The sequence below is a fragment of the Tabrizicola sp. genome (genome assembly GCF_041913445.1).
Lineage (GTDB): Bacteria > Pseudomonadota > Alphaproteobacteria > Rhodobacterales > Rhodobacteraceae > Tabrizicola.
Window position 1 is genome coordinate 143,522 of sequence record NZ_JAYSFG010000005.1, and the last position, 14,675, is coordinate 158,196.

The 14,675-nt window shown below is 67.5% G+C and carries 13 protein-coding genes; 4 read left to right on the plus strand and 9 right to left on the minus strand.

Annotated elements, in window-relative coordinates; genetic code table 11:
- Window positions 1–52: 52 nt before the first annotated feature.
- Window positions 53–763: a winged helix-turn-helix transcriptional regulator gene (locus ACE3Q6_RS08380; protein WP_374430890.1), complete on the minus strand. Its 711-nt coding sequence runs from the start codon at window positions 761–763 to the stop codon at window positions 53–55.
- A gap of 151 nt (window positions 764–914) precedes the next feature.
- Between ACE3Q6_RS08380 and ACE3Q6_RS08385 the strand changes: the two genes are divergently transcribed.
- Complete coding sequence (locus ACE3Q6_RS08385; protein ID WP_374430896.1) at window positions 915–1,163, plus strand: DUF1127 domain-containing protein; 249 nt, start codon at window positions 915–917, stop codon at window positions 1,161–1,163.
- Between the two features lie 54 nt (window positions 1,164–1,217).
- Here ACE3Q6_RS08385 and trxA read toward each other — a convergent pair whose 3' ends face one another.
- From trxA to regB, 8 genes are all read right to left on the minus strand, one after another.
- Entirely contained in the window at window positions 1,218–1,544 is a 327-nt protein-coding gene (gene trxA / locus ACE3Q6_RS08390; RefSeq protein WP_374430898.1) for a thioredoxin, read from the minus strand.
- A 57-nt stretch (window positions 1,545–1,601) separates the two neighbouring features.
- A complete protein-coding gene (gene addA, locus ACE3Q6_RS08395; protein WP_374430900.1) occupies window positions 1,602–4,904 on the minus strand; it encodes a double-strand break repair helicase AddA in 3,303 nt (1,100 codons plus the stop codon).
- On the minus strand, window positions 4,901–7,798 hold the full coding sequence (gene addB, locus ACE3Q6_RS08400; RefSeq protein WP_374430903.1) for a double-strand break repair protein AddB: 2,898 nt from the start codon (window positions 7,796–7,798) through the stop codon (window positions 4,901–4,903). The genes addA and addB overlap by 4 nt, the downstream gene beginning before the upstream one ends.
- Window positions 7,791–8,495, minus strand: coding sequence for a nucleotidyltransferase family protein (locus ACE3Q6_RS08405; RefSeq protein WP_374430906.1), 705 nt, complete (start codon window positions 8,493–8,495; stop codon window positions 7,791–7,793). Before ACE3Q6_RS08405 ends, addB begins: the two co-directional genes overlap by 8 nt.
- Window positions 8,471–9,487 carry an aminoglycoside phosphotransferase family protein gene (locus tag ACE3Q6_RS08410; protein ID WP_374430908.1) on the minus strand — a complete coding sequence of 339 codons (1,017 nt, stop codon included), beginning with the start codon at window positions 9,485–9,487 and terminating at the stop codon, window positions 8,471–8,473. The genes ACE3Q6_RS08405 and ACE3Q6_RS08410 overlap by 25 nt, the downstream gene beginning before the upstream one ends.
- The gene (tsaE, locus tag ACE3Q6_RS08415; RefSeq protein ID WP_374430911.1) at window positions 9,480–9,938 is read right to left on the minus strand and encodes a tRNA (adenosine(37)-N6)-threonylcarbamoyltransferase complex ATPase subunit type 1 TsaE; all 459 of its coding nucleotides are present in this window, start codon (window positions 9,936–9,938) and stop codon (window positions 9,480–9,482) included. The genes ACE3Q6_RS08410 and tsaE overlap by 8 nt, the downstream gene beginning before the upstream one ends.
- Before the next feature lie 37 nt (window positions 9,939–9,975).
- Window positions 9,976–11,541 (minus strand): diguanylate cyclase, encoded by a 1,566-nt coding sequence (locus ACE3Q6_RS08420; protein WP_374430913.1) that lies wholly within the window; start codon window positions 11,539–11,541, stop codon window positions 9,976–9,978.
- A gap of 70 nt (window positions 11,542–11,611) precedes the next feature.
- A complete protein-coding gene (gene regB / locus ACE3Q6_RS08425; protein WP_374430915.1) occupies window positions 11,612–13,003 on the minus strand; it encodes a sensor histidine kinase RegB in 1,392 nt (463 codons plus the stop codon).
- A gap of 91 nt (window positions 13,004–13,094) precedes the next feature.
- Between regB and ACE3Q6_RS08430 the strand changes: the two genes are divergently transcribed.
- From ACE3Q6_RS08430 to ACE3Q6_RS08440, 3 genes are all read left to right on the plus strand, one after another.
- Window positions 13,095–13,718 (plus strand): SCO family protein, encoded by a 624-nt coding sequence (locus tag ACE3Q6_RS08430; protein WP_374430918.1) that lies wholly within the window; start codon window positions 13,095–13,097, stop codon window positions 13,716–13,718.
- 19 nt (window positions 13,719–13,737) lie between these two features.
- Window positions 13,738–14,289 carry an ActR/PrrA/RegA family redox response regulator transcription factor gene (locus tag ACE3Q6_RS08435; RefSeq protein WP_374430920.1) on the plus strand — a complete coding sequence of 184 codons (552 nt, stop codon included), beginning with the start codon at window positions 13,738–13,740 and terminating at the stop codon, window positions 14,287–14,289.
- A gap of 68 nt (window positions 14,290–14,357) precedes the next feature.
- Window positions 14,358–14,672, plus strand: coding sequence for an H-NS family nucleoid-associated regulatory protein (locus tag ACE3Q6_RS08440; protein WP_374430922.1), 315 nt, complete (start codon window positions 14,358–14,360; stop codon window positions 14,670–14,672).
- Window positions 14,673–14,675: the final 3 nt, after the last annotated feature.

The following is a 14,675-nucleotide window of genomic DNA, read 5'->3' on the forward strand; positions in this document are numbered from 1 at the left end:
GGCCGCGCCGCCGCTCTGCGTCCGACCTTCGCGGGGAAGGACGCGACCTTGGTTACTCCGCTGCCGGAAGCTGACGGACGCCGTCCACGGCGGCATAGGTGGACCGGGGCAGCCAACGTTCCATCGTCCGGATCAGCACTGCGTCTCCGGACAGATATAGCCGGCCCGCCTCGGTTTCCCGCGCAATGCTGGAGCGCCCGTAGTAGATCGCGTTCCAGGAGAGCTTGGTCGTCTCGATGTAAAGATCGACGTCGACCGCCGGAATTTCCACGCAGACTTCGGGCCTTGCCCCGGGTTCGGCAACAAGCCACCAAGTCGGGTAGGGTCCGGTCTCGTCCGCAAAATTCAGGCGGATCACCACGCGGCGGCTTGGGAACCCGGCGGTCTGCACCGTCCGGCAGAAGTAATCCATCATGCTGGACACATCGCCGTCCGAAAGGGCCACCTCGGCATCGATGTGCCGCTGCGCCCAGATTGCAAGGGCATCCATCGCGGGCTCAAGCGCTGCTCCCGCCGGCGTCCGGACATAGTCGACCGTGCCCTTTGCGCGGTCTTCGATCCGCTCGATGAGACCGGCTTTCTCGAGGTCGGCCAGCCGCTTGGACAAGATGCCGGGAGAGATGTTGCCCACCGTGCGGCGGATGTCGTTGAAGCGGGTATAACCGGACCAGATCTCGTTCAGGATCAGCAGCGTCCAGCGCGGCTCGATGATCTCGCAGGCCTTCGACAGGGCGCAGATCATTCCATAGGGCTTCGATGGCATGGCATCTCCTCCTCGTGCGCGAGCATAAAGGCACGAAGGCTGGTCGGCCTAGTTCGAAAACCGTAGCGCATGTCTTCGGACCCTGCACTGGCCGCCACCGGGCTTCTGCGGGGACACTGTCCACATCGAAGCACCTGCAAGGAGACACGGGATGCAAAGGGCAGGAACGAACCAGATCCCGACCTGGATCATGGCGCCGGTGATCAACGCTACGCTTCTGTTGGGGGTGTTCACCCGGCGGCGGCAGATGAAGATCTCGGTCGGTGGACTTTCGGAAGCCATGCTGCGCGACATCGGTCTGACGCCGGAGGATGTCGAGGCCGCACTGGGTGCGCCCCTCGACCAGGACGCCTCGGATGCAATGTTGCACGAGGCGGTGGCCCGGGCGGGCAACTGGTAATGAAAACGCCCGGTCCCTTGCGGGGCCGGGCGCAATGAATGCCGTTTGGTCGGATCAGATCGCCGACTTGATCCAGTTCTCCAGCGCGGCCTTGGGGGCGGCGCCGACCTTGTTCGACACGACCTGGCCGTCTTTGAACATGAACAGAGCCGGGATTCCGCGCACGCCAAGCGTGGCGGGGCTGTCGGGGTTCTCGTCCACGTTGACCTTCACGATCTTGACCTGGCCGGCGTATTGCGAGGCCAGCTCTTCCAGAGCCGGTCCGATCTGGCGGCAGGGGCCGCACCATTCGGCCCAAAAGTCCACGACGACCGGAATCGGCGACTTGCGGACTTCGGCATCGAAGGTGGCATCGGTGACTGCGACAGTGGCAGCGCCCATGATCGTTCTCCTACGGGATTTGTCGGGTTAGGAACGTAAGAAGCCGGACCGGGAACGTCAAGCTATCGTGGCACGGGACAGGGCGGCCCTCACGATGTCGGGATCGACGGGCATGAGGCTGGGGACGCGCGTCCAGAGGATGGCCGTCTCGATCCGGCGGTCCGGGTAGATTGCGGCCAGCATGTGCGCATAGGCACCCAGCTGGCGCAGGATGCCCTCGGGGATCTGCTCGGCCCGGTCCGGAACCAGGACGTTCGACTTGTAGTCGATGATCAGGATGCGGTCGGGGGCGATCACCAGCCGGTCGATGCTGCCCGCGAGGATCCGGCTGCCCAAGGGCGCGGTGACGGCGACCTCGGACAGGCTGTCCGGTCCGAAGAGCCATGCAAGGTCGGGGTGACCCAGCACCCTTTGCGCCTCGGCCAGGACCGGATCGCGCAGGCCTTCGTCCAGAAGCGACGCGGCGAGGGCGGGCCAGTCAGCCGGGGCGCGGCCGGGCAGGCGTTCCAGCAGCAGATGCAGGGCCGTCCCGCGCGCCAGCGCGTCCACGTCGACCTCGCCTGGCAGCGTCTTGGCCCCGCCCAGGTCCGAAGGCGACAGCACCTGCGGCGGGCGGATGACCTCGGGCGCGGGTTGGGCGGACCAGTCCGGCAGGGCGACGCTCGTCACGTCCGTCACCAGGCGGGGGACGCGCGAAGGCCAGTCGCCGAACTGGTGGCGCAGGATGCCTCCGTCGATGGTTTCCGCCCCGGCGGCCTCGACCCCCGCGCGGATCAGGTTGTGCCAGCACTCCTCCTTCTCGGTCTTGCCGGCGCCAGCCACCACCAGCCAGGACCGCGCCCGGGTCATCGCGACGTACAGAAGCCGCAACCGTTCCGCCGCGTCCCGAGCCTGCCGGGCAGCGCGTTCCCCGGCGATCATGGGCGGGCTTTCCTCCTTGGCGACCTTCCAGACCGGAGGCCCTTCGGGGATGCGGTAGATCTGATCCCGCTCCTGCGGGTTGCGGTCGCAGGTGTCGGGCAGGATCACGATCTCGGCCTCCAGCCCCTTGGCGCCATGGACCGTCATCACGCGGATGCGATGGCCCTCGCCGTCCAGCTGGCGCTTCACCTCGACCTCGTCCGTCTCCATCCAGGTGAGGAAGCCTGTCAGGCTGGGAACTTCGGAGCTTTCATAGGACAGGGCCTGGCCCAGAAGCTCGTCGATCCCGTCCTCGGCCTCGGGTCCCAGCCGACCGATCAGCTTGCGGCGGCCGTCGTGACGGTGGAGGACGCGTTCGATGAGGTCGTATGGCCGCAGGAAATCCGCCTGCCCGCGCATGTCGTCAAGGAAGTCTCGTGTCGCCTGGTGCCCCGGATGATCGCGCAGCGCCTCCCAGAGATAGCCCTTGCGGGGATGGGCCAGGCGGAAAAGCTCGGCCTCCGACCAGCCACACAGGGGCGAGCGCAGGACAGCCGCCAGCGACAGGTCATCCTCTGGCGTGTCAAGGAAGGCCAGGAGGGCGGTCAGGTCCTTCACCGCCAGCTCGCCGCCCAGCTTCAGCCGGTCGGCCCCCGCGATCGGCAGCTCGCGCGCCTTGCAGGCCCGGATGATCTCGTGGAACAGGTTCGACCGGCGCTGCACCAGGATCAGGAAGTCCCCGAACTGGATCGGGCGCGGACCCTTGGGTGTCGGGATCTGCTCGCCGCCGGTCACGCGCGCCTTGATCCAGTCGGCGATGTCCCCGGCAAGGACGACGTCCGGGTCCTCGGGGTGGGGAATGTCCAGCGGTTCGAACCAGGGGCCAGGCTCGGGTTTCTCTTCCTTCGCGATCACCGGCCAGATGTCGACCCGGCCCGGAAGCCGGTCGTTGAAGGCCAGGTGATGCGATCCGCCGCCAAGTGCCTGATGCTGGGCCGGGGTGAAGGTGTGGTCCACGACCGACAGGATCGCAGGCGAAGAGCGGAAGGAATGTTCCAGAGCGCTGTCCTGAAGCCCAGGCCCGCCCGCCAGCCGCGTCGCGAAGTGATTGCGCATCCGGTCAAAGGCGGCGACATCCGCACCCTGGAAGGAATAGATCGACTGCTTCTTGTCACCCACCACGAACAGGCTGCGCGGCCGAGCGCTGGCGCCTTCCCCGGCGATCAGCTCTTCGGCCAGAGCTTCGATCAGCTCCCACTGTTCGGGACTGGTATCCTGCGCCTCGTCTACCAGGATGTGATCCAGCCCTCCGTCCAGGCGATACAGCACCCAGGCCGCCAGCGCCGGGTCCTTGAGCAGCGCCTTCGCGCGAGAGATCAGGTCGTCGAAATCCAGCAGCCCGCGCGCAGCCTTGCGGGCGGCGTAGTCCGGAAGGAAGCGGGCGGCGAAGTCGTGCAGCGCGAGGGTCTTTTCGGCGGCGGCAAGGGCCACACGCTTGGCCCGCGCGGCCTCGACCCGGGCCATGAGGTTGTTCAGCGGGTCGATCAGGTCGCCCAGCAGAGGCTGCATGGGCTTCGTGGGAAAGCTGCCGATTTTCGCCGCGTAATGCTTCGACGGGTCGCTGCTGCCGCCCTTGTTCAGCAGGCAGTCCTCCAGCGCGATCAGCGTCTGCGAGGTCGGCGCGCGCAGGTCCAGTGACCGCAAGGTCTCGGCCGCCTTGGCGTCCGTCTTCGAGCCGTTGGCGATGATGTCGAGGACACCGGACATCCAGACCGCCTCGTCCCCGAAGAAGACGTCGGCAAGCACATCGCCCAGCGTGAAGCCGGGGGGCAGGCCGAACAGCGGCCAGATCTCCTCGGCGGTCAGGGCCTTCTCGAACCCCGCGCGGTGGCTGGCGATCTGTTCGACGAGGCCGCCGAAATCCTCGCCGTTCTGGACTTCGGTCAGACGGCGGACAACCGCCGCATGAGGGCCGTCGGCCAGTTCCTCGACGATCTCGGCGCGCATGTGGCGGGCTGCCCGGTCGTCCATCTCGGCGAAACCAGGGGGCACCCCGGCCTCCAGCGGGAAGCGGCGCAAAAGGCTGCCGCAGAAGCTGTGGATCGTCTGGATGCGAAGGCCGCCGGGTGTCTCGATGGCGCGCGCGAAAAGCTGGCGGGCGCGTCGGAGGCGGTTCGCGGACAGGTCCGTCTCGCCCAGGTCGGCCAGGGCCAGGCGCAGATCGGCATCGGGCTTCATCGCCCATTCTCCCAGCCGCCGGAACAGCCGGTTCTGCATCTCGGAGGCTGCGGCCTTGGTGTAGGTCAGGCACAGGATATGCTGCGGCTCGACCCCGGACAGCAGAAGCCGCGCCACCCGGTCGGTCAGGACGCGCGTCTTGCCTGACCCGGCATTGGCCGAGAGCCAGGTGTTCCGGGCAGGATCTGCGGCCTCGATCTGGCGGCGGGAGGCTTCGGTCATGCCAGCACCTCGGGCGCGGCGTCGTCGGTCATGTCCCATTCACCGAAGCGGGCCAGGTGGTCGTAGTCTCCGGGGTCGCCGGCTTTTTCCAGCGCGCGGCGGGCGGTGTAGCCTTGGCCGGGGCGCGCGTAGGATGCGATCAGGCGGGTGAACTCGTCCCAGATGGTTGCGACCTGCCCCGGCTCCAGCCCCACCTCCTGGGTCTTGAGCTGCGCCTTTAGGCCGACATAGACCACCCGCGCCACCTCCTCTGCGTCCAATCCTTTGAAGGCGCCTTGCTCGGCCATTGCAGCCAGAAGAAGAAGCTGCTTGTCGAAGTGCTGTTGCTGCTTCGGCGTCGGCGGATCCCCGGTCTTGTAGTCAATCAGCAGCAGCCGGCCGTCCTGAAGTCGGTCGATCCGGTCGGGCTTTCCGGTCAGCGTGAAGTCCAGTCCCGGAAGTTGGACGGCGCCCTTCTCTTCCAGCAGGACCGGGGCACCGCCGGTCGTCCCGGTGAAGGCCAGGAAGGCATCCGCCGCCTTCGCGATGCGCGAAAGCCAGATGGTCCGGGCCAGGGGCCAGGCAACCCTTTCGGCGATGACCGCCTCGGCAATGGACATGAGGACCTCGCGTCCCCCGCCACCGCGGCGCAGATAGACCTCCAGGATCTCGTGCAGGACCACGCCCCGCAGGCGGGGATCGGGTTCCGGCCGCAGCGGGTCCAGCGGCTTGAGCTTCAGGACGTGGCGCGCATAGATTGCGTAAGGATCGCGGATCAGCGTCTTGATCTCGGTGACCGACAGGCGCTTCGGGCGGGCCTCGACCGGCGGGCGGGGAGAGGGGCGTTTCGCGGCAGGAACCTCCGGGGCCTGGTCGAAGGCCGTGGCCAGTCCCAGCCAGTGGTCGCCGCGTCCGCGCATCAGGTCCAGCGCCTTGGGCCCGTTCCTGTCGGGCAAGCCGGCCATCAGGTTCACCAGCCGGTTCAGCCAGCGCGAGGGCACGGTCTCGGCCTCGGCCCCGCGCTTCGAGCGCGACAGGACGACCCTTTCTGCCGCCACCGCCTGCTGGTAGTCATGCGCCGACAGGCCGATCTGGCGCTCGGGCAGCAAAAGCCCCGCCTCCTTCCGCATCGCGCGGTTGAGCCAGGGGTCGGGGGCGGGCTGGGCCGGCCAGGTGCCGTCGTTAAGCCCGTCCAGGATCACCAGGTCGGCCCCCTGCACCCGCGCTTCCAGCGTCCCCCAGATCATGATGCCGGGATGTACGCTTTCCGTCTCGCGCACCTCGTGGCGCTGGAGCACGCCCTGGAAGACGCCCACATAATCCAGAGGCGACATCTCGCCCGCTGCATCGGCTTCGGCTTGCAGTTCGGCGACGGCCTTCGCGGCCTCTTCCCCCGCAGCCTTGTCCCAAAGCCCGCCCGCGCCGGTTTCGGCAAAGCCCCGCGCCAGCCTTTCGGTCAGCGAAAGATGCCGGGCGACGAAGTCGGTCAGGGGCATCCTGCCCATCGTCTCGTGCCCGCAGAGCGTTTCGGCAACGATCCCGGCCCACTCTGCCGCACGGTCAAGCTTCTGGCCATCGGCCCAGTCGCGCAGGCTCTCTGCCGTCGGGAAAGCCGGACCATTGCGGCGCAGGTGCAACTCGAATTCGCGGGTCAGGATCAGGTGCAGGCCGCGACCGGGACCGGAGAAGGCCAGGGGATGTTTCAGAAGCGCCAGCAGCGCATCCCCGGTCAGCTTCTGGCCGAACAGCGCCGCGACCTGCCGCATCAGGCGTCCGGGCGCGGAAAGTGCCAGCGGACGACCGGCGGAGTCGTCGGGACGGATGCCCCAGCGGTCCAGCGCGGCCGTGACCCGGCGGGTCAGGTTCCGGTCCGGGGTGACCAGCGCGGCCCGGGTTCCCGTCTCGGCCGCCTCCCGCAGGATCAGGGCGATGGCCAGGGCCTCGAGCCGCTCGCTGGGCGCTTCCAGCAAGGTCAGGCCATGGGTCGCCGGGATCAGGTCGGGCAGCTTCGGCCCCTCGGCCAGCCATTGATCGGTGATCGGGGCAGGGCGCAGGGACAGCGAAATCAGCCGTTGGCGGTCGGGTGCCGAGGGTTGCGCCGTGGTCCAGGGGCGAACTGCATCCCGGTCACAGCCGAGATGGTCCATCAGCTTGCGGTAGCGGAACTGCGGATGATCTTCGGCGGTCAGGGCGTCGTCCATGCTGTCCCAGACCGCGGCCGGCAGGTCGAAGTCAAATCCGGGCAGCACCACCGCCCCCTGCGGCTGTCGCACCAGCGTCTGCATGAGCAGCGCCGTCGTCCCGCGCGACCCGGTCGAGCCCGCAAGGATCACCGGATGCCGGAGCGGCCTGGCCGACCAGCCCTCTGCCAGGGCGGCCACGGCCCGGCGCAGGACCGCCTCGGCATCCTCGGCCTCGCCCGCCATGACCTCGGAGACGATCCCCAGGAACGCCTGCATCCGCGCCCAGTGGGCCGAGTGATTGGCGACGTCCAGCCCGGCGATCCGCTCTGGAGAGACGCCTTCGCCCTGCATCTCCTCCATCAACGCGGCAAGGCTGTCCGACAGATCATAAAGCGCGGTGCGCGGGAAATGGGTGGTGCCCGTCGTCAAGAGCTTGTCCAGCAGCACGGACAATTGCAGACGGCGGCGCAAGGGCGAGATCGGGCGCGGCAGGGTCAGGTCGGCCAAGGCCGCGACCTCGGTGACCAGAAGGATGCGAGGCAGGAGAAGCGCCCGCCGGGCCTGAAGGCACTCCACCACCCTCCGCCGCATCCGCTGGGTGTTGAGGATCAGCGTGACCCGGGCCAGCGCCTCTGGCGGCTCGCCCGCCATCCGGTCCATCAGGCCCGCCACCAGTTCGGCGGGGAAATCCACGCCGGGAGGCAGCGCGAACAGGTGCGGGGTGTCAGCCATGCCGGGCAGATTGGATGAGCCGCTCGGCCTCGGCAATCCCCTCCGGGTGGCCGACGTCGCACCACTCTCCGTCATGCACCAGCCCGAACGCCGTGCCTGCGGCGATCATCTCGGTCCAGGTCCGGTTCAGGCCGAAGACGGCCTCGGGCGTGGCGGCGATCCGCCCGGTCGTCAGGATCTGCGCGCCGATGTAGACGTGGTCCTCACCGCCTTCGCCCCGGCTTATCCGCCCGTCCGCGCCAAGGCGGAAGTCGCCCTTCGGTCCGTGGGCACGGGTTCTGGCAAGCGGCAGGAGGAGGAGCAGCGCCTCCATCCGGTCCGGGTCCCAGGCTGCTGAAAGCTGGGTCAGCGGATTCGCTCCGGTCCAGATGCCATCGCTGTTCAGGATCGCCACGGGGCCGTCACCCAAGAGCGGCAAGGCGGCCTTGAGGCCCCCGCCGGTGTCCAGGATCTGTTCCCGCTCATGGCTGATCGTCACGCCGAGCGGCGCCAGGTGGGCCTCGATCTGCTCGGCCTTGTAATGGGTGTTGACCACCGTCCGCTGCACGCCTGCCTGTATGCCGACCTCAAGCGCGTGGTCGATCAGCGGCCGGCCCGCGACTGGGATCAGCGGCTTCGGCCGGTCCTTGGTCAGCTCGCGCATCCGGGTGCCGAACCCGGCGGCGAAGATCATCAGCGGGAAGGGGAAGCCGGGCATTTCTGTTCGATCGCCTGCAGGATCTCGGGGGTGGGCGGAGGAAGCAGGGATTCGCAGATCGCCCGCAGTTCGGCAAGCGCCGGGTGGGCGAGATTGCGCTGCAGCTGGCTCCAGACGCGGGGGATCAGGCGCAGGTATTGCGGTTTGCCAGAGACAAGGCAGAGCCGGGCGAAGATGCCCAGGATGCGCAGGGCCCGCTGAGCGCCGAGCGTGGCGTAATGGGTGGCGAAGCGCGCGGGGTCGGCCCCTGCTGCCGTGGCAAAGCGGGCGACCATCGTGGCTTCGGTGTCCAGCGACACGTCCCGGCGCGCGTCCTGCAGCAGCGAAACGAGGTCATAGCCCGGCTGGCCCAACTGCCCAAGCTGGAAATCGAGGAGGCCCACGCGCTTCAGCCCCGCGCGCCCCGGCAGCCAGAGCAGATTCTCGGCATGAAAGTCGCGCAGGATCAGCACGCGCGGGCCGTCGGCATGGGCCCTCATCGCAGCGGTCACGGTGTCGAGGAAACGGGTGGGATCGGGTTTCAGGCCGGTGGCTGCAAAGGCGTACCAGTCCAGCGCGAAACCTGCCGCCTCGGCCCAGTCCCGGGCCGAAAGGTTCGGCAGCCCTGGGGGCGGGGCCGCTTGTTGCAGGTGCAGAAGGACATCGACGGCGGGGGCGTAAAGTTCCGCTTCCCGCGCGGGATCGGCGGCCAGCAGGCCGGCGAAGAGGTCGTCGCCCAGGTCCTCGAGCAGAAGGAGCCCGCGCGACAGGTCCTCGGCCAGGATGGCTGGCGGAGACAGGTCCAGACCGCGCAGATGACGGGCAATCGCCGAAAAGGCCGCCGGATCGTCGGCGCCGCCCGGCGGGTTGTCCATCAGGACGGCAGTCGCCGCCCCGAGCCGCAAGCGTTCGTAGCGCCGGTCCGAGGCGTCGCCCGCGAGGTGGCGGCGCTCGGCCGTGCCCCAGCCGGCGGCGGTGAGGAAGGACAGGATCTCGACCGCGCGGTCAGCCATTCCGCACCGCGTCGACAAGTCCCGTCCGGCCGCCGGACAGCTGGGCGCGCCGACCCTCACCATCGGCCTGAAGCGCGACGCGCAGCGCGTCGGGGGGCACATGCGGGCCCAGCCGGTCGGGCCATTCCACCAGGCAGATCGCCGAGGTGAAGGCATCGTCGAGACCCAGTTCCCAGACCTCGTCGGGATGGGTCAGGCGGTAAAGGTCGGCGTGCCAGATCTCGCCCGCCTTGTGCTCGTAGACTTGGACAAGCGTGAAGGTAGGCGAGGGGACCTCCTCCTCGCGGCCCAGGCGGGCGCGGATGAAGGCACGGGCAAGGCAGCTTTTCCCCGCGCCGATGGGGCCGTCCAGCAGGATGACGTCGCCGGGCCGGGCCAGAGCGGCAAGGCGGCGGCCAAGCGCCTCGGTCGCTTCGGCGTCGGGAAGATGCAGGGTTGCGGTCGCTGTCATGGCGCGACTGTAGCGGCGCGTCCTGCCGCCGCAAGTCTCAGGCCGACAGGAGCGCGGGCGCGGCGGTGTCGCGGACGGAGGTGAACGAGACCGAGGCCTGGAGGCGGAACGTGATCAGCGTCGCGCCGCCCGTCAGTGGACGGAACCGGCAGGTCACGAGCCGGCCGTCCAGCAGCCGCACCTCGCCCTCCCACGGGGTGCGGTCGCCGGAACTGGTGACGTAATCGACCGCGTCATCCCAAAGCAGCGTCGGAGCCGCATGCTCACGCCACCAGGCGCAAAGGGTCGAAACGCTCGCTTCGGACAGAAGGACCTGGGGGTCATGCTGCCAAAGCTGAGCATAGGCGTGGTTCGACATGACGAGCTGTCCGCCCTGCGAGAAGACCGCCACGGCATCCTCGACCGCGTCGATCACCGCCTGGCCCAGCTCCACATCGGCCCGGTAGCGACGGGTGCGGGACATTTCGTTCGAGATGTCCTCGAACATGAAGGCGAGCGCGCCGTTCGGATGCGGGCGGCCGATCACCCGGTAGGTCTGGCCGCCCGGCAGGCTCCAGGTTTCTTCGAATATCCCCATGGTCGCCTCCTCCTCCAGCCGGGCAAGCTGCTTGCGCCAGCTGCGGTAGTCGCGCGGTTCGGGAATCATCGCCTTGGCGCGCATCGCATCCAGGAAGGCGTTCAGGGTCGGCCGCGAGATCAGCTGCTCGGGCGCCAGCGTCTTCAGGTCGATCAGCGCGGGGTTGAACATCTGCAGGCAACGCGACCGGTCGAAGATCGCCAGGCCAATAGGCAGGTCGGCAAAGGTCTTTGTCAGCGTCTGCATGAACTCGCGCAGCGCGGTCTCGGCCTGCACCGCCTTGTCCGCCGCCAGCGCGTAGCACAGCGTCTCCTGGCCCGATGGCATCCGCACGAGGTCGTACCATTCGGCGCCGCTCGGCATCTGCAGCTTCAGGCGCGGCGACCGGCCCTTGCCGGAGTCCGGCTCGAACAGCTTGGGCAGGGGCCAGGACAGATCCTCGCCCTCGGGCAGAAGTTCGACCGCGCGGATCAGGTAGGCATGATTCGCCCAGATGACCGCGCCCTCCGTGTCCTCCTTCCACATCAGGACCGGAGCCCGGGACAGGACGGCGCGCTGCGACATCACCTCTTGCTGAAGCGCCGCGGCCGTCGCCACGTCGCCGCGGTCGGCACTTTCCTCCTGCCCGCTGACCACCGTCACCCGGGTCAGTCCCGACACGCTCTCGGCCGTCAGGATCAGCGCGGGGGATACGCCCGGCCGCGACGACAGGCGCAGCAGCCCGATGCGGGGCAGCGCGCTCAACTGTTCGGAAAGATTGGGAAAATCCGGGTTGAACCGGGTGACGAACCGGGACCAGGCACGGGTGTCCTCGCCCTCGGGAAGCAGGGCGCGGGCAGCCGGCGAGGCATCCACCAGCCGCTCCTTGTCGAACAGGAAGGCCACGCGCGACGGGGACTGCTCGAAGATGCTGGGGGTCTCGGCCGGGCGGCGGGAGTGCCATGCGGCCAGAAACAGAAGCCCTGCCATCGCGGCCAGAAAGGCGCTTAGCACCAGCCCCAACGCAAACGACCATTCGACTGCCATACTGACCCCCGGAGTTTCACCCGTCGGGGAGAGCTTCGTGGCAATCGGTTAATTGCCCGTTAACTTCGCCTCAGCCTTCGATGCGCTCGTTCTTGCCCAGCCCGCCCTGGCTTGGCAGGGCAGCAAGGTCGGCCAGATCCCAGACCGCCTCGACCACCGCGCCCGAGCGGTCGGGACGTTCCTTCGGCGCAAGGAAGGGGTCGGTCGCATTGGCGAAGGACAGTTCCGCGCCCGACCGCTCCAGAAGCGTCTTCGCGATGAAGAGACCCAGCCCCATCCCCTCGTATCCCGGTCGCTTCTCAAGGTCTGGATCGCTGCGGCGGGCGCGGACGAAGGGGTCGCCGATGCGGCCGATCAGGCCGGGTGGAAAACCGTCGCCGTCGTCGGTGATCCGCACGATGATCCGTCGCGCCGTCCATTCGCCCTCGATCCATACATGCGACCGGGCGAAGTCCACGGCATTCTGCACCAGGTTCCGCAGCCCGTGGATCACCTCGGGCCGCCGCAGGATGGTGGGCTGTTCGGTATCGCCGTCCTGGGACGGGGTGACCGCGAACTCGACCTGCTTCCCGCGGGCGAGATGCGGCTCTGCCGCCTCGCGCAGGACGGCGGACAAGGGGGCCTGCCGCAGGTGCAGGTCGTCTTTACCTGCCCGGCCCATGTCGCGCAGGATGTCGCGGCAGCGGTCGGCCTGGTCGCGGATCAGACGGGCGTCCTCCTGCAGGTCGGGCTGGTCGTCCAGCTCTTCGATCAGCTCGGCGCTGACCAGCTTGATCGTCGCCAGCGGCGTGCCCAGCTCATGCGCCGCGGCGGCGACGACCCCGGCCAGGTCGGTCAGCTTCTGTTCCCGCGCAAGGGCCATCTGCGTGGCCAGAAGCGCCTCGGACATCGACCGCATCTCGGTCGCGACCCGGCGCGAATAAAGGCCGAGGAACAGGATGCCGATGACGATCGACAGCCAGAAGCCGAAGGCGAAGATCCCCGGAATGACCAGCGCGCTGCCGTCCGCAAAGCGCAAGGGCAGGTACCAGACCAGCGCCGCGGAGACGATGAGGATCGCCAGCGCCCCCAGGGCCAGGGTCGAGCGCAGCCGGAGCACGCTGGCCGAGATGGTGACCGGCGCCAGCACCAGGATCGCGAAAGGATTGGTCAAGCCACCGGTCAGGAAAATCAGGAAAGCCAGCTGGCCCAGGTCGAACAGAAGCGTGAAGAAGGCCTCGGTCTCGGTCAGGCGGCGCGTCTCGGGGAAAAGCATCACCAGCGCCAGGTTGGCGATCACCGACAGGCCCACGGCCAGCGCGCAAAGCCCAAGCGGCAGCTGCAGCCCGTAGACCTGGCTGGCAACCAGGATCGCCGCGATCTGCCCGGCAATCGCCATCCAGCGCAACAGGATCAGCGTCCGCTGGCGGACCATGTTGGCGCCGTCGTCGGCGAGCGGGAAGCCGGGAAGAGCCGTGGCCATCTGTGACCGGTTGTCCTGTCCTGGGGTTTGCCATTGTTAAGGGCGCGCACTTGGTAGATCAATGCGACCCGTCAGCCGAAGGAGCACAGCCATGTCCAAGTTCTACGCCGGAGTCGCCGCCGCCGCGGTTGTTGGCCTTTTGGGCGGGTCCTTCCTCTACATCCAGATGCAGCGCGGCGGGGATCAGTTTGCCGAATGCCGCCAGGGTGTCGCGGGGGGTGACATCGGCGGGCCCTTCACTCTGGTCAATACCGCCGGCCAGACCGTCACCGACAAGGAGGTGCTGCAGAAGCCCAGCCTCGTCTATTTCGGCTATACCTTTTGTCCCGATGTCTGCCCGCTGGACATGCTGCGCAACGTCGAGGCGGTGGATCTTCTGGACGAACGCGGCATGGACGTGACCCCGGTGTTCATCTCGATCGACCCCGAGCGTGACACGCCCGACGCCTTGGCCGACTACGCCTCGAACATGCATCCCAAGGTGGTCGCGCTGACCGGCTCGGCCGACCAGGTGAAGGCGGCCGCACAGGCCTACAAGACCGTCTACACCAAGCGTGAGACTGGCGACGAATATTATCTGATGGACCACATGACCTTCACCTACCTGATGCTTCCGGGCGAAGGCTTTGTGGATTTCTTCCGCCGCGACATTACCTCTGAGAAGTTGGCGGAAAGCGTTGCTTGTTTCGTTCAGGCAAGCAAAGCTGCCTCGTAAGGCTGAAGCAGGACATAGCATGACGGAAGACCCCATCGACCTAGGACCCGATCCGACGCTGCTTTTGGTCGACGATGACGAGCCCTTCGTGAAGCGGCTGGCCAAGGCGATGGAGAAGCGGGGTTTTCTGACCGAAACTGCGCAAAGCGTGGCCGAAGGGCGCGCAAAGGCGGTCGCGCGGCCGCCGGCCTATGCCGTGGTCGACCTGCGGCTTGAGGATGGCAACGGGCTCGAGGTGATCGAGACGCTCCGCGAAAAGCGGCCCTCGTGCCGGATTGTGGTGCTGACCGGATATGGCGCAATCGCGACGGCGGTGGCGGCGGTAAAGATCGGGGCAATCGATTACCTGTCGAAGCCCGCCGATGCCAATGACGTCACCAATGCGCTTCTGGCGCGGGGCGGCAATCTGCCGGAACCGCCCGAAAATCCGATGTCGGCCGACCGGGTGCGTTGGGAGCATATCCAGCGCGTCTATGAAATGTGCGATCGGAATGTTTCTGAAACGGCGCGCCGTCTTTCGATGCACCGCAGGACATTGCAGCGGATCCTCGCAAAAAGAAGCCCGAAGTAATCTCGATTGTTGCACAATTGGACTTTCGGGCCTATTGATACCCCGTCTTTATCTGAGGGGATCAGACATTGAACATCGACCTGAATAGTCTTTCCTTGAAAGAGCTGAAGGATCTGCAATCGCAGGTAGCAAAAGCGATTTCGGGATACGAGGATCGCCGCAAGCGTGATGCCTTGGCCGAGCTTGAGGAAAAGGCGAAAGCGCTGGGCTTTTCGCTGGCCGAACTGACGGGGGTCACGGCCGGCCGCAAGCGTTCGCCGTCGGTCGCGAAATATGCCAATCCGGCCGACAAATCGGACACCTGGTCTGGTCGCGGACGCAAGCCGCGCTGGTTCTCGGAAGCTCTGGCAAAGGGCAAGAAGCCTGAGGATCTGGCGGTTTGACCG